Genomic DNA, 21,441 nt, shown 5'->3' with positions numbered 1-21,441 from the left:
TAATATATCCGGTTTATCCGCTTGTAGCGCAACAATTGAAAATCCTAGGGCGCAGGAGAGTAAGACTATGTCGGCATATGATGATCGCGACGGCAAGATCTGGTTGGACGGAAAACTGGTCGATTGGCGCGACGCAAATGTCCATATCCTGACCCATGCCATGCATTACGCCAGCTCGGTTTTCGAAGGCGAGCGCTGCTATAGTGGCAAGATTTTCAAAGGCGTAGAGCATTCCGAGCGGCTGCGCGCCTCGGCGCAGATGCTGGATTTCGAAATTCCCTACACCGTCGATGAGATCGAAGCGGCAAAATATGCGATGCTCGAGGCGAACGGCTGGACCGATGCCTATGTGCGCGCGGTCGCATGGCGCGGCGCCGGCGAGGACATGGGCGTTTCGGCGGCGCGCAACCCGGTTCGTCTGGCCATAGCCGGCTGGGAATGGGGCAATTATTACGGCGACGCCAAGATGAAGGGCGCCAAGCTCGACATCTCGAAATGGAAACGCCCAAGCCCGGAAACCATCCCGGTTCACGCCAAGGCCGCCGGTCTTTACATGATCTGCACCATGTCCAAGCACGCGGCCGAGGCCAAGGGCTGCTCGGACGCGCTCTTCATGGATTATCGTGGCTATGTCGCCGAAGCCACCGGCGCCAATATCTTCTTCGTCAAGGACGGCGAGGTTCACACACCGGACGCGGATTGCTTCCTGAACGGACTTACGCGCCAGACCGTGATCGGCATGCTAAAAGACAAGCAGATCAAGGTGCATGAGCGCCACATTATGCCCGAGGAACTGGAAAGCTTTGAGCAATGCTGGCTTACGGGCACCGCCGCCGAAGTCACGCCCGTCGGCCAGATCGGGACGTATAACTTCGAAGTCGGCGCAATGACCCGCGATATCTCGGAAAGCTACGAAAAACTGGTCCGCAGCTAAGCGGACCGGATTTAGATCGCTCGGGCGAAGAACATCACGGTGTTCTTCGCCACCTCAAGCACGGCACGTAGCGAGTCGAACATGGTCGCCATCTGAAAAGTCAGCAGGAACATGGCCGGGTAAAACAAGATCTCGTAACGTAGTGCCGTATCGACAAGCCCCATGCGTTCAATCGCGTTCTGCAACGGTTTCATCATCAGAGCAGCCAAGGCGGCCCCGATGAGGATCCCGACGAATACGTCGGATGGCCAGTGCAGCCCGTATATGACGCGGGGCAGCAATGCGATGAAAAAACTGTAGATGCTGATGATGATGCCCAGCGGGCGGTTTATCATGAAAACGCAGGCACAGAGCGATGCGAAAAAAATCGCATGATCGCTGGGCAGGGAACTCCACCCATCAAGCGTCCTGCGGCCGAGGCCCTCAAATACAGTGATGTCGATGTCGGGCGTGTGTATCGGACGCAGGCGAAACGGCAAGACCACGGCAAGGAAACGACCAACTATTATAGACACGAGCGCAATGATGAAGCTTGCCGCCACGCGTGAGCGGTTGATGTATTGCCCTTGCTTCATTACGAACCAAAGCGCCCAAAAGCAGACGATAAGCGGCAGGCTTTTCGTAAGCGGGTTTCTAGCCAAAAAGAGAATATGGTAGTCGATCTTGTCAGAATGTCCGAGTATCGAATTACTGAGCAGGAGAAGGTATTCGTCCATCGGACATCCTCGTCAAAAACAAATTATGACAGTTTCATGACAGAAATGTGTCGATGTTAAACGTTGATGTGATGAAGACGGTTCCGAAGTATCGAGGACGCAGGTAAATGTTGTCTTATCAACACGCATATCATGCCGGGAACATGGCGGACGTGCATAAACATGCCATCCTGTCCTGTGTGCTCGACTATCTGGTGCAAAAGCCAAAACCCCTTTCCTACATGGAATCGCATGCGGGCAGGGGCCTTTATGATCTGTCGGGGACCGAGGCGCTCAAGACCGGCGAAGCCGGGGCCGGCATCGCGCGGGTTCAGGAGCGCTTTCCGCCCGATCATCCCTATATGCGGGCGTTGGGCGCGATCCGTGACATGGCGGGCGCGGACGCATACCCTGGATCGCCACTGATTGCCCGGACACTCCTGAGAGGCGAAGACACGATCACGCTGGCCGAAATGCACCCGCAGGAAGTCGCGGCGCTGCGCGAAAACGTCAGATCGGTGCACATCAGGCAGACCGATGGTGTGCAGATGCTGCTCTCGCTTGCGCCGCCGACGCCACGGCGCGGCGTGGCGCTGATCGACCCGAGCTACGAGATCAAGGACGAATGGCAGGTGATGCCCAAACTCCTGCGCGATCTGCACCGGAAATGGCCGGTCGGAGTGCTGATGCTCTGGTATCCGATCCTGAGCAACGGGATGCATGAAACGCTGACCGGGGCGCTCCCGGACTTGGCCGGAGACATGCTGCACCACCAGCTGAATTTCGCGGCGGCCCGTCCGGGACATGGCATGATCGGCAGCGGGATGGTGGTGATCAACCCGCCATGGGGGCTGGATCATGCTGTCTCCGAACTGGAGTCTTATCTCGGCTGAATGGGCGCCGTCCGGCACCGGCGGGGCGGACCTGTTCATTCCACTGGCGCACCGGGGACTTTTGTAGAGATTTTCGCTTTTTCTGGCTTCCGGCAGGTCGACATTCCCGGTCTCTGCCGTCTAGCTTCGCGACGAAAATCGCAGCCGTGACGGGCGGCGTCGGCAAAGGAAAGACAGACAGAATGACAAGACGTTTCCAGGGCTCTCGCGCCCTTGTCTCCCCCTCGTATCGCTGCGGTAAAGGAGCCATGGCATGAAGGACACCCCGATCACCGAAGCCACGCCGCTGACCGTCGTCACCTTGTCGCGTGACGGCTATGACATCAAGCGGGCCATGTCCAAGGCGAAGGAACCGCGCCTCAACCTTGTGCGCCCGGACGAGGTCGAGGATCCCTCGGCTGTGACCTGCGCGCTGGTATGGGCACCCGAGGACGATGCTTTCGAGCGCTTTCCCAACGTCAAGATGGTGTCGTCGATCGCGGCGGGCGTGGACAGCATCTTTGCCTGCCCATCGCTGCCGGAAAGCGCGACCGTTACCCGGATCCGTGACGATGAGCAGGCCCGCCAAATGGCTGGTTTCGCGGCATGGCACGTGATCTGGCATCACCGTAAGATGGGCGAATTCCTCAAGGCGCAGGAGGAAAAACGCTGGGCACATTCCCATTCGACCGACATGCCCTCGCAGGTTCCGGTTGGCATTCTGGGTTTTGGCCTGATGGGGCGTCAGACCGCCCGGGCTCTGGTCGCGATGGGCTATCCGGTCATTGTCGCCTGCCGCAGCGAGAAAGATCCCGAGCCCGGTGTCGAGATCATCGTCGGCGAGGATGCGGTCGAACAGGTCGCGGCCCGGTCGCGCATTCTCGTCAACCTGTTGCCGTTGACCGAAGATACACGCGACGTGCTGAACGCCGAGCTTTTTGCAAAGCTGCCAAAGGGCGCGGCGCTGGTCCAGATCGGGCGTGGTGAACACATGGTAGAAGAGGATTTCCTCGCGGCGATCAAGTCGGGTCAGATCGGGTCTGCCACGCTGGACGTGTTCCGTCAGGAGCCGTTGCCCGCCGATCACGTGTTCTGGACGCTGCCGAATGTGCTGGTGACGCCGCACAAGGCGTCGGACACGACGCGGCGCGAGGTCTTGCGGCAGGTGGTCGAGAATTACATCGCGCTTAGCGAAGGCAAGGTGCCACCGGGGGCCGTGGACCGGTCTGTCGGCTACTGAACGAGAATGCGATGGCGGGGTGCCGCCATCGCCTGTCCGGCGCGGGTTTCAGTAGTCCACCCCGCGCTGGGCCTTGATCCCGGCTTTGAACGGGTGTTTGACCTCGCCCATCTCGGTTACGAGGTCGGCATATTCGCAAAGCTCGGGTTTAGCGTCGCGCCCGGTCAGGATCACGCCCGTGCGCTTGTCGCGCGCGTCGAGACCCGCGATCACCTGTTCCACCGACAGATAACCGTAACGCAGGGCGATGTTGATCTCGTCCAACACGATCAGGTCATATTCCCCGCTTTTCATCATCTCGCAGGCCTTGTCAAAAGCGGCGGTTGCGGCGGCGATGTCGCGTTCGCGGTCCTGCGTGTCCCAGGTGAAACCTTCGCCCATCGTGTGCCACGTCACGCCGCCGAGGTCCTGAAAGAAGCGGCGCTCGCCGGTGATCCACTTGCCCTTGATGAACTGGACGACGCCGCAGGTCTGTTTCCAGCCAAGCGCGCGGATCAGTACGCCGAAAGCGGAGGAGGATTTACCCTTGCCCGCGCCGGTATGGACAAGCACCAGCCCGCGTTCCGGATCCTGCAGCTTGGATATCTTCTCGCGCTGCTCGGCCTGAACCTTTTGCATTTCTTCCTTGTGCGTTGTGCTGTCGGACATGGGATCTCCTCCTTGGATCAGGCTTTGGGGTCGGTGACGGCCCGCGCCTTGGTGCGTTGCAGGCCAAGTTGGCGTTCGCGCCAGACGACGATACCGTTACTCGCGATGACCAGCACCGCACCGGCCAGCATCACCAGCGTCGGCAGTTCGGCGAACCAGACATAGCCGATCAGGATCGCGAACAACATGGATGTGTAATCATAGGGCGCCAGCATAGAGGCGGGGCCGAAACGATAGGACGAGGTCACGAGGATCTGCGCGATGCCGCCCAGCAGCCCCGCGCTGATGAGCAGGAACAGGTTCTGCGGCGACGGCAGGACCCAGCCGAAAAAGACCGTGACCAGTGACAGTACCGTGGCCGTGACCGAGAAATAGAACACGACGGCGGCGGCATGTTCGGTCTGGACAAGCTGGCGGATGTGGATCTGCACCAGCGCCCGCGCGATGGTTGCGCAAAGGATCAGGACCGCGCCTAGCGTCGCCGTATCGCCCAGATCGGCGCCGCCGCCCAGCCGTGGCCAGAGCATGATGACAACCCCGACCAAACCGATGACAACAGCGGTAATCCGGATGAGGCGGATCTTTTCGCCCAGCATAATAGCGGCGAAGATCACCGTAAAGATCGGCGCGGCATAGCCAAGCGCCGTGACCTCGGGCAGGGGCAGCATGCCAAGCCCGGCGAATGTCATCCCCATGGCCGAAGTGCCCAGTACCCCGCGCCAGAAATGCCCGCGCGGGTTTCGGGTCGACAGGCCGTGGCGCAATTCACCACGCGCGGCCAGCCAGACAAAGATCACCGGGATCGCAAAGAGCGACCGAAAAAACACGGCTTCGCCCGGCGGAATCTCTTCCGAGGTCGCCTTGATCATCGCCGCCATGACCGAAAAGAAACCGATCGCTGAGATCTTGAGGACGATGGCAAGGCCGGGACGGTGAGAAGACAGGGGCTGTGGCATGCGCGCGAACCTGCGCCGTGGCGCGGGAAAGATCAACGGGTTGATTTTGCAGCCTTGCAGGCGGGACGTGGCTGTTGCGGCCGGTCCGCGGTGCGGGTGCTATTCAACGCAGGTATCACCGCGATTTTGGTTCGGGAGCGACCCCTTCAGGTCAGCAACCAGAGGAAAATGCTTAGCGTGAAAAAGGCGCTGCTGGTCCCGGCAAGCAGCGCCAGCGATGCGGCCCCGCCAAGGCCGCGTTCCTGTGCTAAAACGGTGTAGATCGCGAACATGGGCATGGCGGCGGTCAGGATGACGCTTGTGTGCATATCCGGAGATAGCGACACCACCCCTGCGCCGATCAGAAGCGCGGCGGAAAGCGCGACCAGCGCCGGGTGCACCAGAAGCTTGGCGGCCGCGATCTGGACCGCCATCGCGCGGTTCCCGGTCAGCGGCAGACCAACCAGCGAGCCACCGATCACCACCAGCGCCACGGCGGAGGCTGCCCCGGCGAGCAGGGTAAAGAACCGGTCTGCCGGGCCGGGTAGATGCAGGCCCGCCATCGAGAAGACAAGGCCAGCGAGCAGCGCGATCACCATCGGACGCTTGAGGAATCCCCAGATCACCGTCACCAGCAGCTTGGGGAGGGACAGGTCCGGACGGTCTTCGGCCAGATCGACAAGGATAAGCGTCAGCGGTATGAACAGAATGTTCTCGATCAACACGTTCTGCGCTAGGATGACGCCTGCGAGATCGGGGAAAACCATCAGCATCAGCGGATAGCCGACAAAGCTGGAATTCGGGCAGACCGAGCCCATGACGGCAATCGCGCGCCGCCGCTTGTCCGATGCGGTCAGTGAGAACCAGCCGAACGTGACCACGACGGTCAGCAGCCCGCCGACAAGCAGGATCGTGATATAGCCAGTGTCGATGACCTCGTGCAGGTCGCGCGAGGCAACCGCGTGAAACAGCAGGGCGGGCAGGGCAAGCTGCATCACGAACCGGCCAAGCACCGGCATGTCCGAGGGTTTGAACCATCCGGCGCGGACTGCGCCATAGCCAACGGCGATCACCGCGAAAAGCGGGAAGACAATGCCCAGAATTGAGAGCATTTCAGCCGATCTTGCCCCGGTTTTCCCCGACCTGACCGCGATGCAGCAGCAGGTGGTCGAGGATCACGCAGGCCATCATCGCCTCGCCTACCGGCACGGCGCGGATGCCGACGCAGGGGTCGTGACGCCCCTTGGTGATGATATCGGTCGACTGGCCGGATTTGGTGATCGTCTGGCGGGTTTTGAGGATCGAGGAGGTCGGCTTGACCGCGAAACGTACAACCAAATCCTGCCCGGTCGAGATGCCGCCAAGGACCCCGCCCGCGTGGTTGCTGGAATAAACCGGCTGGCCGTCATTGCCCATGAAGATCTCGTCGGCGTTTTCTTCGCCGGTCAGCATTGCCGCTGCCATGCCTTCACCGATTTCCACACCCTTGACGGCATTGATGCTCATCATCGCGGCAGCGATATCGGTGTCGAGCTTGCCATAGACCGGCGCGCCAAGTCCGGCGGGCACGCCGCTGGCGGTCACTTCGACGATGGCGCCGACCGAATTGCCGGACTTGCGCAGGCCGTCGAGGTAACCGGCCCAAGTCTCGGCCGCACCGGCATCGGGACACCAGAAAGGGTTTTCCTCAATCTGGGTAAGGTCAAGGTTTTCGCGGTCGATCCCGTGCGGGCCGATCTGCGTCATGTAGCCAGTGATCTTGACCTCTGGCGCCAGGACGCGGATCGCCTCGCGCGCCAGACCGCCCGCGGCGACGCGCGCCGCAGTCTCGCGTGCCGACGACCGCCCGCCACCGCGATAATCACGAATTCCGTATTTCTGCCAATACGTTATGTCTGCATGGCCGGGGCGGAATTTGTCCATGATCTCGGAATAGTCTTTCGACCGCTGATCGGTGTTTTCGATCATCAGCTGGACGGGCATCCCTGTAGTCTGTCCTTCGAAGACGCCCGAGAGGATCCGCACCTGATCAGGTTCACGCCGCTGGGTCGTGTACTTGGACTGGCCGGGTTTGCGCCGGTCAAGCCAGTGCTGGATCACCGCCTCGTCGATTTTGACACCCGGAGGGCAACCATCAACCGTTGCGCCAAGCGCCGGACCATGGCTTTCGCCCCACGTGGTGACACGGAAAAGATGGCCAAAACTGTTGGTCGTCATGTCGGGCGCCCTTTCAAAACCTTGCTTCGGTTACCCCATCGGGATCGGGCGCGCAATCGCGCTTGGTCGCTGAAAATCGGGCGATTTCATGGGCCAATCCCAAGCAGCCACAACCAAAAGATGAAAATTTACTATAGAAATCGAAAGTTTCATGCCACCATTGAAGCAGATCGGGGAATGAGTGGAGTGAACCATGACTGTGACTCATAGCGCGACAGGCAGCGGAAAAATGTCTCTTACCGTCAAGGTGATGATCGGGATGATCGCGGGCCTGATCCTTGGCGTGATACTCAACATGATCGACAGCGATTTCATCAATACCCATATCGTTGGCGGTTTCTTCGGGATGATTGGCAAGATGTTTGTCAATGCTCTCAAGATGTTGGTCGTGCCTCTTGTGTTCTTCTCCCTGATCAACGGGGTTACCGGGATCGGCGATATCCGCATCCTCGGAAGGGTGGGCGGCAAGAGTTTCGTGCTTTACCTCACCACCACTGCTATCGCCATTGCGGTTGCCATACTGCTTGCGACGCTTGTCGGTCCGGGTCAGGGTTTCGACATGGAAGGTGTCGACACCAGCGGTGTCACCGGCAAGGAAGCGCCTTCGGTCTGGGATGTCTTTGCAGGCATCGTGCCGACCAATCCGGTCGCCGCCTTCGCCAACGGCGACATGCTGCAGGTCATTTTTTACACAGTTATCCTTGGCGTCGCGGTGCTGATGCTTGGGGGCAGGTCCAAGGCATTTGTCGAGGGCTGCGAATACATGAACGAACTGATGATGAAGGTCGTTTCCATCGTCATGGCCTTTGCGCCCTATGGCGTATTCTGCCTGATCGCGAAAACCTTCACCGAACAGGGGATCGAGCTGTTCGGCCCGGTTCTCGCCTATGTCTTGACGCTGGTCGCGGCCCTGTTCCTGCATCTTTTCGTGACGCTGATGCTGATGCTCAAGCTGTTCACCGGGCTGAACCCGTTCATCTTCATGCAAAAGATGCGCCCGGCGCAGATCTTCGCCTTTTCCACGGCCTCATCGAACGCGACTATCCCTGTCACGCTGCGCTCGGTGACGGAACGGGTGGGGGTCGATAACTCGGTCGCGTCCTTCTGCGTGCCCTTTGGCGCGACGATTAACATGGACGGCACTGCGATCATGCAGGGTGTCGCCACCGTGTTCCTTGCCAATGTCTACGGTATCGACCTTGGTCTTGGCGGCTATATCACTGTGATCGCAATGGCGGTTCTGGCCTCGATCGGGACAGCGGGCGTGCCGGGCGTTGGCCTTGTCATGCTGACGATGGTGCTTGGTCAGGTCGGGCTGCCGATCGAAGGCATCGCCCTGATCCTTGGGGTCGACCGGCTGATGGACATGATCCGGACAGCCGTCAACATCACCGGCGATGCGGTGGTTTCGACCATCGTCGCCAAGGGGGAGAACAAGATCGACCTTGCGGTATTCAACGACCCGAACGCCGGGCTGATCACGGACGAAGAGCTGGACATAGACGAAACAGCCGAGGCGGAACTGGCGCAATACGCCAAGCCACACTGATATCGGATCCGGCGGCGCTGGTGACGCCGCCGGGTATCATAAGGCGAAAATCGGAATGTGCGGGGCGGCTTCTTTGGGAAGGTCGCCGGTCAGACGTGGGTCTTCCAGTACCTCGATTTCCTGGCGGACAGGCGTGAACCCAGTGCGCCGGTAAAAGGCCAGCGCCCTAGGGTGATCCAGCGTGCAGGTGTGCAGGTGAAGCATGTCGATCCCCTGCGCAAAGGCATAGGTAATCGCGTGGTTCATCAGGCAACGTCCCGCCGTGCTGCCGGTCAGCGCAGGGGCGACGCCGAAAAACGCCACCTCGCATTTGCCCTTCTCGCGAAAGTCGAGCTCCAGAATGGCCTGCGACGTTCCGTCAAGATCAAGCGTGAACATATGGACATCGGGGTCGCGGATGATCGCGCCCAGCTTGCTGTTTTCCATCTTGAGCCGCGAGAACCAGAGCCAGTCCTGACCGCCGACCCGCATGAACAGGTCCTTGTACCAGACAGTATCCGGTTCAGTGACGCTCCGCAGGGTGACACCCTCGGGAAGTTCCGCCGGGCGCAGGGCCGCGGGCGAGGTCATCTCGAGATAGGTGACGACGGTCGCCACATGGCCAAGCGGTACCTTGTGAAAGCCTTCCTTGATCATGGTCAGAGAAGACCGGCCTTGCGCAGCAGTTCGGGCATGTCGGCTTCGGGCCGGGGACCGATGTGCGAAATCACCTCGCCCGCGCAGACGTTGCCGATCTTTGCGCAGGTTTCCAGATCGCGACCCGTGGCAAGACCATAGAGGAAACCTGCAGCGAACTGGTCGCCCGCGCCGGTGGCGTCGACGGGGACGATCTTTGTCACGGGCACATCCACTCGGTTGCCCTCGGCCAGCACGGTGACACCGTCACCGGACCGGGTGCAGACCACCAGCGGGCAGATCGCGCCCGTTTTGGTGATGGCTTCTTCAAGATCGTCGGTTTCGAACAGCGACTTGATTTCCTCTTCGTTACCGATGACGAAATCCAGATCCTTTTCGATCAGGTCGAGAAAGTCGGCCCGGTGGCGTTCGACGCAGAACGGGTCAGAGATGGCGATGCCGGTCTTGCCGCCGCCCTTACGGCAATCGCGGGCGGCTTCCAGAAACGCGCTTTTTCCCTTGTCCTTGTCGAAAAGATACCCTTCGAGGAACATGATCTTGGCGTTGCTGGCCACCTCCGAGGAAACGTCATCGGAGCTGAGCTCCGAGGAAATCCCGAGATAGGTATTCATCGACCGCTCGCCATCGGGCGAGACGAAGATCATCGACCGCGATGTGGGCAATTCGCCGCCCGGTACCGGTGGATTCACGAAATCGATGCCCTTGTCGTTCATCGCATCGGCGTAGAAACGGCCGAGCGCGTCATCATGGACGCGGCCGATGAAACCGGCACTCAGACCCAGCGCGCCCGCGCCGGCGATGGTGTTGGCAACCGATCCGCCGGGCGTCTGGACGCGGTTTTCCATCGCGCCGTACAGCGTTTCGCCGCGTTCGCGTTCGATCAGCTGCATGATGCCCTTTTCGATGCCCATGAGGTCGAGAAAGCTGTCGTCGGATTGCGAGATCACGTCCACGATGGCGTTGCCGATTCCGACGATGTCATAGGTTTTCATTCAGTCTTTTCCTCGTATTGGCATAGGTCGCGGATCAGGCAGGCCGGACATTTTGGCTTGCGCGCGACACAGGTGTAGCGGCCATGCAGGATCATCCAGTGATGCGCATGGAGTTGGAAATCCGCCGGGATGTTGTCTTCGATGGCACATTCGACATGATCGACCGTCTTGCCCGGGGCGATGCCCGAGCGATTGCCGAGACGGAAGATATGGGTATCGACCGCCTGCGCCGGATAGTGCCACCACATGTTCAGCACGACATTCGCCGTCTTGCGCCCCACGCCCGGGAGAGACTGCAGCGCGGCGCGCGAATTGGGGACTTCTCCGCCGTATTCCTCGACAAGGATACGCGACAGTTTCATCACGTTCTTTGCCTTCTGGCGGAAAAGGCCGATGGTCTTGATATGCTCGATGAGGCCTTCTTCACCGAGATCGAGCATTTTCTGCGGCGTGTCCGCGACCTTGAACAAGGCGGCGGTGGCTTTGTTCACCCCGGCATCGGTTGCTTGTGCCGAGAGCGCTACGGCGACAACCAGCGTATAGGCGTTCACATGATCCAGCTCTCCCTTCGGCTCGGGTTCGGCCGTATGGAAACGGGTAAAGATCTCGCGGATCGTGTGGTAGCTGAGTTGTTTTGCCATTGCGGGCTTTAATGCCGTGCAAGCGCCAGCACCGCAACGGAAAATCCACCCCTCCCCTGCGGAACCTTGCGGGGGCGCAAGAATTTTCAAAAATTCTTGGCAAAAGTCTTAATTAAAGACTTTTGGCGCATGAGGTGGCGTCGATTTCCACAAGAAACGGGTCGCTCCGTTGACACCGTCGGGATAGGTTGAGCAGCAGCAAGGAAAGGGTGTTTCCATGAATGTCCAATCATCCGAGACCGGGTATCACTACGGTGTCATGCGCCGCGCGATCGAGCTTATCGATCAGGGCGGCGACGCGCTCACGCTCGAGGAAATGGCTCGCGAAATGGGCATGAGCCCTGCGCATTTTCAGCGGCTGTTCTCGGCATGGGTCGGTGTTTCACCCAAGCGCTACCAGCAATACCTGCGCCTTGGTCATGCCAAGTCTTTGCTGGCCGAACGCTTCACAACGCTTGAAACGGCGCTGGCCACCGGGATGTCGGGCAGCGGACGTCTGCATGATCTGTTCCTCCGCTGGGAAGCGATGAGCCCGGGCGAGTACGCACGCGGCGGGGAGGGGCTGACCATCTACTGGGGCTGGTTCGAAAGCCCCTTTGGTCCGGCACTGGTCATGGGCACTGAAAAAGGCATCTGCGGTATGGGGTTTGCGGCGGATGCGGGTGAGGCGGCGGCGATGGAAGACCTTTGCGGTCGCTGGCCAAAGGCGCGCTATATCGAAGATGTGATGCGCCTGCGTCCTTGGGTGCTCAGTGCATTCGGCGGTGAGGAAGGGTTGAGTGACACGCCGCTTTTCCTGATTGGTGCTCCGTTCCAGATCAAGGTCTGGGAGGCGCTGCTGAACATCCCCTCGGGGCATGTCACGACCTATTCGGAAATCGCCGAGGCCATCGGTAACCCGCGCGCCGTACGGGCGGTGGGCACGGCCGTCGGGCGCAACCCGGTCAGCTGGCTCATCCCCTGTCACCGTGCGCTGCGGAAATCCGGCGGGCTTGGCGGATATCATTGGGGATTGCCCGTCAAACGGGCGATGCTGGCATGGGAATCGGCCCGCCACGACGCCTGAACCTGCCCCGCGTGACGTGAGGAATGGGCGGGATTTCGCCGAAGCAGGCCAGTTTCCGGCTGCGCCCTGCGACGGAAATATGGTTTACTGCGTTCAATATCCCGAAGAACGGGATCCATACAGAGCAGGACCGATATGAATTTCAAGACACCTTTGGCTGTCGCTCTTGGCGGCGCAGTATTTCTCAGCGCGTGCGGCACTGACCCGGCGCGGCTGAATGACCCGACCAACCCGAACCGTAACACCAACAAGGGCGCTCTGATCGGTGCCGGCGTCGGTGCGCTGGTGGGCAACCTTGCGGGCGGAGATACCGAAGCGACCGCAGCAGGCGCCGTGATCGGCGGTCTTGCCGGCGGCGTGATCGGCAACCAGCTCGACAAGCAGGAAGCGGAACTGCGCAATTCGCTGGGCAATGATCGTGTGACGATAACCAACACTGGTGACCGTCTGATCGTTACCCTGCCGCAGGATATCCTTTTCGACACGGACAGTTTTGCCGTGCGCTCCTCGCTGGTGCCGGATCTGCGCGCTGTGTCGCAGAACCTTCAGGCCTATCCGAATTCGACCGTTCAGGTGATCGGCCATACCGACAACACCGGTGAGGCCGCCTACAACCAGGATCTTTCGGAGCGTCGCGCCGGATCGGTCGCAAATGTGCTGATCAGCTCCGGCACCTCGGCATCGCGCATCGTGACTGTCGGACGCGGCGAAGACGCACCGATCGCGACCAACCTCACCCCCGAGGGCCGCGCGCTGAACCGCCGCGTCGAGATCGTTATCCTGCCGCGCTGAGCCCGGCGGCACAATAAATCCACCGTAAACGCCGACCCGCTGTGGTCGGCGTTTGCTTTTGCGCTGTTTCCTTTCGGCCCGTACGCACTAGCCTCTCTACCAGCGCCATCTGATTACGGGAGGGTCTCTCATCAGTACCTACAAGCTTGTCGGACTGTCCGGCTCTTTGCGCAGGGACTCGACCAACACGCGCCTGCTTTACGAAGCGGCCCGCCTGTTCGATGCGGAATCCTTTATGCTGCTCAACCTGAATTTCCCGCTCTACGATGGCGACCGCGAAAAGATGGACGGCATCCCGGACGTGGTGCGCGGCGCGGCGGCCAATATTGCCGAGGCGGATGGTATCCTCATCTCGACCCCTGAATATAACAAGGGCCCGTCCGGCGTGCTGAAGAATGCGCTCGACTGGATCAGCCGGGTAAAGGGCAAACCGTTTCAGGGTAAACCGCTCGCCGTGATGTCGGCCTCTTCCGGTCGCGCGGGCGGAGAACGGTCTCAATTGGTCTTGCGTACCTTCATGGTGCCTTTCCGCACCCGGATTGTGCAGGGGCCGGAAATGTATCTGGCGGACAGTTCAAACCAGTTCGACAAGGATGGTCGGGTGACCGGAGAGCTTTACATCGAAACCCTGCAGCAGTTGATGGACAATCTGCGAGCGGAAATCGCGCGTTAGCTGAAAGAGTTTTCGGCAGGCCGCAATGGCGTTTTCGCCGCGACGGCGGTCAAAAGCCGAACCACGGTCCTTGCAGCTTGTTTCCTGCAGCCTGCAAACCTAGGCTTTCACCATGACACCCGGCACGGTAACCAGCGCAATGCTCACTGATCTGATTGATCCCGCCCGCGCTCGGGCTTTTCAGGTCTCCATGGGTCAGACGCCGGATATCGAAACGGGCTCGGCCCTGCCGCCATTTTACCATCAGCTCTACTTCTGGTCGCCAGAGCCGCCGGGGAACCTTGGACGCGATGGTCATCCGCGCGTCGGCGAGGGATTGATCCCGGACATGGGGTTGCCCCGACGCATGTGGGCGGGCGGCAGGCTTTCTTTTGATGCACCGCTGATCGCTGGCAGGCCCGCAGAAAAAGTCAGCGAGGTCGAGCAGGCCCAGCACAAGACGGGCCGCTCCGGTCCGCTCGGATTTGTGACGCTGCGCCATGACATCTATCAGGACGGAAAGCTGTGCCTCTCGGAATGGCAGGATCTGGTCTACCGAGAGGATGCCGATCCAACTGCCGACCCCGCTCCGATCATAACGGCCCGCACGGATGAAAGCGACCGGCGCGACATGGATTTCGATACGACCCTGCTATTTCGCTATTCCGCCCTGACTTTCAACGGTCACCGAATTCATTACGATCTGGACTATGCCCGCGACACCGAGGGGTACGACGGGCTGGTGGTGCATGGTCCCTTGCTGGCGCAGGTCCTGATGCTGATGGCGCAGGACCTGATCGGGCCGCTCAAGCGATTTTCCTTCCGCGCGTCCTCGCCTCTTCTCCATACCGAGAGGGCCAGTTTCTGTCGCGCGGGCGAGACGCTTTGGGTGCGCGGTCCGGATGGGAGGCAATGCATGACGGCCACCGCCGAGACCTAGGCGCGAAAGCCCTCGGGCATTTCATCGCGCCCTTCCAGCATGAGGTCGGCCATAACCTCGGCAATACGCGGAGCCATGCCGAAGCCGATCTTGAAGCCGCCATTGGCAATGAATTGTCCCGGGTAAAGCGGATGTTCCCCCAGCACCGGCGCCCGGCTTTGTGAGCGTGGCCGCAGACCGGCCCAGCGTTCGATAACGGGGGCATCCCGTAGCACCGGCATGGCTGCAATGGCACGATTCAGAACCTCGTCAAGCAGGGCATCGGTGCTGTGACCGTCTTTGTAGTCGCGTTCGCTGGTCGATCCGATGGCAAGCGTCCCGTCGGCGTGGGGGATGAAATGCAGCGTATCGGCGAACAATTGGGGCGCTTGCGGCCCGGCGTCGAATGCCAGAAGCGCGGCTTGCCCCTTGACCCCATTGCCAAAGGTCTTGCCCTTGGCGCGGTTGATCTCAGCCAGCCCGGCGACGCCAGTTGCGTGCAGAACCTGCCCCTCGTCCACAGTTTCTTTGACTATTTCAACGCCCATCGCGCACAGGGCCGCGACCAGCGCGGCACAGGCCTGCCGGGGATGGACGCGGGCGCTTAGCGTATCGCGGATTAGGAAACCCGTGGCGCTGGGCGGCGACCATGTTCCAGCCTCGGGCGCGGCGATGACTTCCCACCGGGCATGATCCTGCCACAGCTCGGCGGCGGTGTCTTCGCGCGACTGGGCAAGAACCAGTGCGCGCTCATCCGCAATCGGCTGAAGCCGCCCGGTCCGCGCATAGCCGGGGGAAACGCCACCGGTCTGGGCAACCTCGGTCCAGAAGCTTTCGGCCATCAGCAGGCTGGCAAGCTGGAACGCCTTCTTTTCGTTCCAGTTCTCGGGCACATGCGGCGCCAGCGCGCCGACGATCCCGCCACTGGCCCCGGCGGCCGGGCCATTGGGGTCGACAACGCGCACGCTTGCGCCCCGCCGGGTACAGACCCATGCGATAGAGAGACCAAAGATACCGGCCCCGCGGATCGTGATATCGACCATTGCCAAGGTTAGCCCCTTTCGCCAGTGTCGCGCCGTTCCGGGCATGGTTTAGAGAATTGCGCGATGCAGCACCAGAAGGCAGAGATCGAATGGCGGGAAAGCGGTGTCCCGGTTTCCAAGCGCTTTGACGATCCGTATTTCAGTCTCGAGAACGGGCTCGCGGAAACGCGCCATGTTTTCCTTGCCGGGAATGATCTCCCAGAGCGGTTCGTCGACGGGTTTCGCATTGCCGAGCTTGGGTTTGGCACGGGATTGAATTTCCTGGCGACCCTCGTGGCATGGGAAAAGGCGGGCGCGCCCGGCCACCTGCACTACACGGGGTTCGAGGGTTTCCCCATGTCCCACGAGGAAATGACCCGCGCCCTGTCGCATTACCCTGAACTGGCCGAGCCGGCCGAGGCGCTGGTGGCCTTCTGGGCGGGTGGTGCGTTCTCCCATCCCTCCGTTTCGCTTGAAATCGTGGGCGGGGACGCGCGGGAAAGCCTCGCCGCATGGCAGGGCGGCGCCGACGCATGGTTTCTTGACGGGTTCTCTCCGGCGAAGAACCCCGAGCTCTGGCAACCCGAGCTGATGGTCGAGGTCGCGGCTCATACGGTTCCGGGCGGTACAGCGGCGACCTACACGGCGGCGGGCTTTGTGCGCCGCGGTCTGGAAGCGGCCGGGTTTGACGTGACACGGGTCCCGGGATACGGGCGCAAGAGACATATGACACGGGCGATTCTGGAATGAGCGAAACACATTTGCCGCGCGCCGCCGTTCCGGCACGGGCCCCTGCCACGCAAAGCAACAACGTCCCGCTCGGTGTGGCGCTCATGTTGGCGACCACGGTGGTCTTCTCGCTGCAGGACGCGATCTCGCGCCACCTGGCAAGCGAATACAACACCATCATGGTGGTCATGATCCGCTACTGGTTCTTCGCCACTTTCGTCATAGCGCTTGCGGCGCGTACGGCTGGCGGGTTGCGCGCGGCGGCGCGTACCAGCCAGCCGTATCTGCAGATTTTCCGCGGCCTGATGCTGGCCGGGGAGATCTGTGTGGCGATCTACGGTTTTACCCTTCTGGGACTTGTTGAAAGCCATGCGGTCTTTGCCTGCTACCCGCTTTTGGTGGCCGCGCTTTCCGGTCCAATCCTGGGCGAAAAGGTCGGCTGGCGACGCTGGACGGCCATCGCTATCGGCTTTGTCGGCGTGTTGATCATCCTGCAACCGGGTTTCGGCGTCTTTGACCCGCTGGCGGTGATTCCGCTGATCTCGGCGGTTATGTTCGCGGTCTACGGGCTTTTGACCCGCTATGCCGGACGGCGGGATCGCACGGCCACCTCCTTTTTCTGGACGGGGGTTACGGGCGCGGTGTTCATGACTGCCATCGGTCTCTGGTACTGGGAGCCGATGACCCAGACTGACTACGCCTGGATGGCTTTGCTGTGTTTGACAGGCGCATCCGGCCACTGGCTGCTGATCCGCTGCTACGAGGCCGCCGAGGCCAGCGCGGTACAGCCCTTTGCCTATTTCCAGCTGGTTTTTGCCTCGGCCATCGGGATGATCGTCTTTGGCGAGGTGCTGCGCACCAATGTTGCCGTTGGCGCGGCGATCATCGTGGCAGCCGGGCTGTTTACCCTATGGCGCGAACGCCAGAAGAGTTGACCCGGCAAGCTCGCGCGAGAAGGGGATTGGCAGAGGGTCCTTGCCCAGCCGGGCGCGATAGACAGGCAGGCTCTCGGTGACCCGCATGACGTAGTTCCGGGTCTCATCGAAGGGAATCATCTCGATCCAGTCGACGATCTCGACCTCGTCTTTCGGTTCGGCACGGCGCGGATCACCGTAAAGCTCCATCCAGCGCGAGGGGCGGCCCGGCCCGGCGTTATACCCTGCGGACATCATGACGACATTGCCGGTGAAATCGCCCGCGAGCGTCGCAAGGTAATTCGCGCCCAGCTTGGCGTTATAGTCCCATTCGCGGGTCAGCCGGCCCGTGTCATGTGCCGAGAGGATGCCGAGACCCGAAGCGACGATTTTGGCCGTTGCCGGCATCACTTGCATCAAGCCGCGCGCCCCGGCGCCGCTGATGACCGTGTGGTCGAATTCGCTTTCCCGGCGGGCGATGGCAAGGGTCATCTCGGGCGCCATCGGCAGATCCATCCGGCCGACGGGGTGGATCGGATAGTAAGCGCCGTAGAGGATCTGCCCCTGCCGCGCCGCGCGCTTGGCGATCATCACCGCCAGATGGGGCCGTTCCATTTCGACCGCCATCTGCCCCATCTGCCCCGCGCCGATCTCATCCTGCGATTCGACCAGATGGGTAAGGAACCGTTCGCCAAGGTTTTCCTCTCCCGCTGTCAGCAGCATCAGCCCAGCCATCAGGACAGAGGAATCCATGAAAGCCGCATTGCGCCAGTCGGGCAGTTCCGGAGGCTGGCGCAGGGACGGGTCAAACGGCAGCCCGGCTCGTTCCGCCGCAAGCAGACCGTAGAACGAGGTCTGGTACTGCGCGCCCATCGCATAGGCGAGCTTGGCCGCGTCGGCTTCACCCAGCGCTTCATGCGCCCGGCCCAGCCAGTATCCGCCGCGACCCTGCGAGATCGGGGATTGAACGGCGGCCTCGAAACGGCGGAAATGTTCCAGCGCGACCTTGGGATTGTTCAGCTTGCGCAGGGCTAGGAACCCCGAGAGCCATTCAAGATCGGCGTGGACATAGCCCGCTTCAGGCGTCGTGTGGTGCGACGCGGCGATCTTGTAGGCCTGTGCCGGATCGCCTCTGCGCATCATCGCACGGGCAAGGTTGAGCCTGCGATAGGCCCATGCGCCCGGGTCGCCAAGCGACTCGGCGTTCGAACTGCGTTCAAGCATCAGGGCAATCGCGTCGGCGTCGCGCCCTTTCTTGTCACGCCAGACAAAGCGGTCATAGGCCATACCGGGGTCGTTCTGGAGCGATGCGGGCACGGCGGCAATCTTAGTATCGACGCCCGGAGCCTGTTGCTGCAGGGCGATCCGCGCCTCGGCAAGTTTACGGTGCGCGTCATCCACGATGTTCAGCATCTGCCCGGCACTGTCGAGGTGACCGTCCCACAACATGCGCGAGAGCCGCGCCTCGTGATGAGGGGCCAGCAATTCCTTGTGCGCTGAGAGGTAGGCGGCCTGAATGGCGCTTCCCATTGGCATGGTGCGCCATGCCAGTACCAGCGCTGCCTCGCCATCGCCGCGAGCGTCCGTATCGATCAGCGCATTGGCAAAGGCCAGCACGCCTTCGGGGCTTTGCGGTGGTGACTGGGTGAAAAACCGCAGCACTTCCGCCTGTCCCGTGGCCGCAATCGCCCCTTCGCTCTTGCGGCGCAGCCAGTCCAGACCCGGCCAGTCGGGGCGCCTGCCAAGAAAGGCGATGACCTCGCCGCCAGTGCCGCGCCCGGCCCGCAGCCGGTGCCATTCGATCACGTCACGCCCGATGGATCCTTCGCGTCCGGCAGTGCGCAGGGCCGACTCGTAATCCCCTTGCCGCATCTCGATCATCGCGCGGCGCAGATCGTCGGTACTATCCGCCGAGGCGGGCAGTGTGAGAGCCGCCAAAATAAGGGCGAAAAGGGCCAGAACGCGTGTCATCACTTGCATTTCCCGAGCATACGAGTTTAGAGCCTCTAGACGATAAAGCCTGTATAGGCGGGATCAACTCACTTTCGTGCCAGCGATCATCTTTGACCGGATGAGTCTCGTCCGCACAACGCAACCCTGTCAGCGGATTTCACCCGCCGACGCAACCGAAATTACCGGACGGGAGACCCCCGTCACCAAAGGCCCGGTGATTGATGGGGCAAACCCGTCAACATCACGTTAAACTACGGAGAGTGCCCATGTTCAAAGGCTCAATGCCCGCCCTCGTTACCCCGTTCCGCGACGGCAAACTGGACATCTATGCACTCAAACGTCTGGTCGACTGGCATGTCGAGGAAGGCTCCGCGGCCATCGTGCCCGTCGGGACCACCGGCGAAAGCCCGACCCTCAGCCACGAAGAGCATGAGCAGGTCGTCGAAGAGGTGGTAAAGGCCGCAGCCGGGCGCGTACCGGTGATCGCCGGTGCCGGGTCGAACAACACGACCGAGGCCGTGCGGCTGATCCGTTTCGCGGAGAAAGCCGGTGCCGATGCCGCGCTTGTCGTTACGCCTTATTACAACAAGCCGACCCAAAAGGGCTTGATCGCGCATTTCACCGCGGTCCATGACTGCTGCGACCTGCCGATCATCATCTACAACATCCCTCCGCGCTCGGTCATCGACATGGTTCCCGCGACAATGGGCGAACTGTCCAAACTGCCCCGAATTATTGGCGTCAAGGACGCGACCGCAAAGCTCGACCGTGTCAGCCAGCAGCGCGCCGCCTGCGGTAAGGATTTCGTCCAGCTTTCAGGCGAAGACGCGACCGCGCTTGCTTTCAACGCGCATGGCGGCGTCGGCTGTATCTCGGTCACGGCTAACGTCGCGCCCCGGCTCTGCGCCGAATTCCAGGCGGCCATGGCAGAAGGCGATTTCGTCAAGGCGCTGGAGTATCAAGACCGTTTGATGCCGCTGCACGAGGCGATCTTTATCGAACCCGGCGTGGCCGGTGCCAAGTACGGTCTTTCCCGTCTTGGGCTCTGCAGCGACGAAGTCCGCTCGCCGCTGACCGCGCTTGAAGACAGCACCAAGGCGGCGATCGATGCGGCCATGGAACATGCCGGTCTGATCTGATCCCTGGCGACCCGGCTAGGTTACGTTCGCTTGCCGTAGTAGAGGCCGACCACGTGTTCGGCCTCTGCAAAGAACAGCCATCTGGATGTGATAACGCCCGTAAGGTGGCTGATGACGGCCAGCGCTGCAAGCGCATGGCTGAAAGGCAGAACCAACAGAACGGCGGGCAGAACCACCATCAACAAAAGCGCAATGACGCGCAGTTTGCGCGCATGTTTGCGACCAATCACGTAGATCATCTCGCGGGTCAGGTAGTTGCCGCCGGTGTGGGGCGGTTCGAAAGAGCGAACCTTGCCGATGCTGCCCAGTCCGGTTGCCGTTGCGAGTGTCGTGCCGGAGCTGGCCAGTGCCTGATCGCCCCGCCACCAGTGCAGGCACTGGATCACCCCTGCCAGAACCAAGAGCCATGGCGCGACGCTTGTCATGCCAGCCAGCAGAGCGCCGCCTGACAGGCTGAGGCTCAGGAACAGGACCGGCGTCAACGGCTGATGCCAGCGGGGAACCGTCCGAAGCTGCGAATAGATCATCGACGTGGTAAAGACCGTCAGCAGGGAAAGTACGGCGCCAAGCCAACCGACGGGTGCGACTGCGATCCCGGCGAAAACAAGCCCGGCACCGAAAGCGGCCATGACAAAAAGCGTGGCAACAGAGCTCCAAGCCTCGCGGCTGAGCCAGCTTGTCTTCCATTGGGTAAACGCCTTGAGTGCCCGCTCCGGATGCCCGAGGTGAAAGGTCGAGGCGAGCAAACCGCCGACCGCCAGCAGGTAGGCGAGCGCGAAGAACACGAAGGCGACCCAGCCTGTGACAGGTGGAAACCCAAGCCCGAGCCAGAAGAGCAAACCAAAGCCAAGCCCGGAGAGAGAGGTGAAAGCGATAACAGAAGCTGCGGGATTCAT

22 protein-coding genes are annotated in these 21,441 nt (G+C 61.3%); 11 read left to right on the top strand and 11 right to left on the bottom strand.

The genetic code is table 11. From position 1 onward, the window contains the following. Positions 1-67: 67 nt before the first annotated feature. Positions 68-934 (top strand): branched-chain amino acid aminotransferase, encoded by an 867-nt coding sequence (locus tag ACU0FH_RS17540; protein ID WP_446195971.1) that lies wholly within the window; start codon positions 68-70, stop codon positions 932-934. An 11-nt stretch (positions 935-945) separates the two neighbouring features. Here the strand turns inward: ACU0FH_RS17540 and ACU0FH_RS17535 are convergent, their stop codons facing one another. Beyond that, complete coding sequence (locus ACU0FH_RS17535; protein ID WP_446195969.1) at positions 946-1,650, bottom strand: phosphatase PAP2 family protein; 705 nt, start codon at positions 1,648-1,650, stop codon at positions 946-948. Between the two features lie 107 nt (positions 1,651-1,757). Here ACU0FH_RS17535 and ACU0FH_RS17530 point away from each other — a divergent pair, with 107 nt between their 5' ends. Further along, a complete protein-coding gene (locus ACU0FH_RS17530) occupies positions 1,758-2,522 on the top strand; it encodes a 23S rRNA (adenine(2030)-N(6))-methyltransferase RlmJ (RefSeq protein WP_446195968.1) in 765 nt (254 codons plus the stop codon). A gap of 253 nt (positions 2,523-2,775) precedes the next feature. Beyond that, positions 2,776-3,741 carry a 2-hydroxyacid dehydrogenase gene (locus ACU0FH_RS17525; RefSeq protein ID WP_446195967.1) on the top strand — a complete coding sequence of 322 codons (966 nt, stop codon included), beginning with the start codon at positions 2,776-2,778 and terminating at the stop codon, positions 3,739-3,741. Positions 3,742-3,789: 48 nt separating this feature from the next. Here ACU0FH_RS17525 and cobO read toward each other — a convergent pair whose 3' ends face one another. From cobO to aroC, 4 genes are all read right to left on the bottom strand, one after another. Continuing rightward, the gene (gene cobO, locus ACU0FH_RS17520; RefSeq protein WP_446195966.1) at positions 3,790-4,389 is read right to left on the bottom strand and encodes a cob(I)yrinic acid a,c-diamide adenosyltransferase; all 600 of its coding nucleotides are present in this window, start codon (positions 4,387-4,389) and stop codon (positions 3,790-3,792) included. 17 nt (positions 4,390-4,406) lie between these two features. Continuing rightward, complete coding sequence (locus ACU0FH_RS17515; RefSeq protein ID WP_446195965.1) at positions 4,407-5,345, bottom strand: DMT family transporter; 939 nt, start codon at positions 5,343-5,345, stop codon at positions 4,407-4,409. A gap of 146 nt (positions 5,346-5,491) precedes the next feature. Further along, positions 5,492-6,436 carry an AEC family transporter gene (locus ACU0FH_RS17510; protein ID WP_446195964.1) on the bottom strand — a complete coding sequence of 315 codons (945 nt, stop codon included), beginning with the start codon at positions 6,434-6,436 and terminating at the stop codon, positions 5,492-5,494. Position 6,437: 1 nt separating this feature from the next. Continuing rightward, entirely contained in the window at positions 6,438-7,541 is a 1,104-nt protein-coding gene (gene aroC / locus ACU0FH_RS17505) for a chorismate synthase (protein WP_446195962.1), read from the bottom strand. Positions 7,542-7,770: 229 nt separating this feature from the next. Between aroC and ACU0FH_RS17500 the strand changes: the two genes are divergently transcribed. After that, complete coding sequence (locus ACU0FH_RS17500) at positions 7,771-9,090, top strand: dicarboxylate/amino acid:cation symporter (protein ID WP_446195961.1); 1,320 nt, start codon at positions 7,771-7,773, stop codon at positions 9,088-9,090. Positions 9,091-9,126: 36 nt separating this feature from the next. Here the strand turns inward: ACU0FH_RS17500 and ACU0FH_RS17495 are convergent, their stop codons facing one another. The 3 genes from ACU0FH_RS17495 to nth are packed head-to-tail and all read right to left on the bottom strand — an operon-like array spanning position 9,127 to position 11,359. Continuing rightward, positions 9,127-9,726 carry a GNAT family N-acetyltransferase gene (locus tag ACU0FH_RS17495; protein ID WP_446195960.1) on the bottom strand — a complete coding sequence of 200 codons (600 nt, stop codon included), beginning with the start codon at positions 9,724-9,726 and terminating at the stop codon, positions 9,127-9,129. 2 nt (positions 9,727-9,728) lie between these two features. Further along, complete coding sequence (locus ACU0FH_RS17490) at positions 9,729-10,718, bottom strand: adenosine kinase (protein ID WP_446195959.1); 990 nt, start codon at positions 10,716-10,718, stop codon at positions 9,729-9,731. Next, positions 10,715-11,359: an endonuclease III gene (gene nth / locus ACU0FH_RS17485; protein ID WP_446195958.1), complete on the bottom strand. Its 645-nt coding sequence runs from the start codon at positions 11,357-11,359 to the stop codon at positions 10,715-10,717. The genes ACU0FH_RS17490 and nth overlap by 4 nt, the downstream gene beginning before the upstream one ends. Positions 11,360-11,576: 217 nt before the next feature. On the opposite strand from nth, the gene ACU0FH_RS17480 reads away from it, so the two are divergent. The 4 genes from ACU0FH_RS17480 (at position 11,577) to ACU0FH_RS17465 (ending at position 14,809) form a co-directional block, all read left to right on the top strand. Further along, the gene (locus ACU0FH_RS17480) at positions 11,577-12,425 is read left to right on the top strand and encodes a methylated-DNA--[protein]-cysteine S-methyltransferase (RefSeq protein ID WP_446195956.1); all 849 of its coding nucleotides are present in this window, start codon (positions 11,577-11,579) and stop codon (positions 12,423-12,425) included. Positions 12,426-12,560: 135 nt separating this feature from the next. After that, complete coding sequence (locus tag ACU0FH_RS17475; RefSeq protein ID WP_238372311.1) at positions 12,561-13,217, top strand: OmpA family protein; 657 nt, start codon at positions 12,561-12,563, stop codon at positions 13,215-13,217. A 130-nt stretch (positions 13,218-13,347) separates the two neighbouring features. Beyond that, positions 13,348-13,890, top strand: a complete 543-nt coding sequence (locus ACU0FH_RS17470; RefSeq protein WP_446196111.1) for an NADPH-dependent FMN reductase — start codon at positions 13,348-13,350, stop codon at positions 13,888-13,890. 112 nt (positions 13,891-14,002) lie between these two features. After that, on the top strand, positions 14,003-14,809 hold the full coding sequence (locus tag ACU0FH_RS17465) for an acyl dehydratase (RefSeq protein ID WP_446195954.1): 807 nt from the start codon (positions 14,003-14,005) through the stop codon (positions 14,807-14,809). Here ACU0FH_RS17465 and ACU0FH_RS17460 read toward each other — a convergent pair. Beyond that, positions 14,806-15,831, bottom strand: coding sequence for an NAD(P)/FAD-dependent oxidoreductase (locus ACU0FH_RS17460; protein WP_446196110.1), 1,026 nt, complete (start codon positions 15,829-15,831; stop codon positions 14,806-14,808). The two genes, ACU0FH_RS17465 and ACU0FH_RS17460, sit on opposite strands and share 4 nt — an antisense overlap. 63 nt (positions 15,832-15,894) lie before the next feature. Between ACU0FH_RS17460 and mnmD the strand changes: the two genes are divergently transcribed. Next, positions 15,895-16,560 (top strand): tRNA (5-methylaminomethyl-2-thiouridine)(34)-methyltransferase MnmD, encoded by a 666-nt coding sequence (gene mnmD, locus ACU0FH_RS17455; protein WP_446195953.1) that lies wholly within the window; start codon positions 15,895-15,897, stop codon positions 16,558-16,560. Beyond that, entirely contained in the window at positions 16,557-17,474 is a 918-nt protein-coding gene (locus ACU0FH_RS17450) for a DMT family transporter (RefSeq protein ID WP_446195952.1), read from the top strand. Before mnmD ends, ACU0FH_RS17450 begins: the two co-directional genes overlap by 4 nt. Here the strand turns inward: ACU0FH_RS17450 and ACU0FH_RS17445 are convergent. Beyond that, the gene (locus ACU0FH_RS17445; RefSeq protein ID WP_446195951.1) at positions 17,448-19,424 is read right to left on the bottom strand and encodes a transglycosylase SLT domain-containing protein; all 1,977 of its coding nucleotides are present in this window, start codon (positions 19,422-19,424) and stop codon (positions 17,448-17,450) included. The genes ACU0FH_RS17450 and ACU0FH_RS17445 overlap by 27 nt on opposite strands. Positions 19,425-19,672: 248 nt before the next feature. Here ACU0FH_RS17445 and dapA point away from each other — a divergent pair, with 248 nt between their 5' ends. Next, complete coding sequence (dapA, locus tag ACU0FH_RS17440) at positions 19,673-20,545, top strand: 4-hydroxy-tetrahydrodipicolinate synthase (RefSeq protein WP_446195950.1); 873 nt, start codon at positions 19,673-19,675, stop codon at positions 20,543-20,545. 20 nt (positions 20,546-20,565) lie between these two features. Here the strand turns inward: dapA and ACU0FH_RS17435 are convergent, their stop codons facing one another. Further along, positions 20,566-21,441, bottom strand: a complete 876-nt coding sequence (locus tag ACU0FH_RS17435; RefSeq protein WP_446195949.1) for a dimethyl sulfoxide reductase anchor subunit family protein — start codon at positions 21,439-21,441, stop codon at positions 20,566-20,568.

It is taken from the genome of Heliomarina sp. (genome assembly GCF_052826185.1).
Note: the sequence above shows the minus strand (reverse complement) of the source record. Positions and strands in the feature narration are given on the sequence as shown.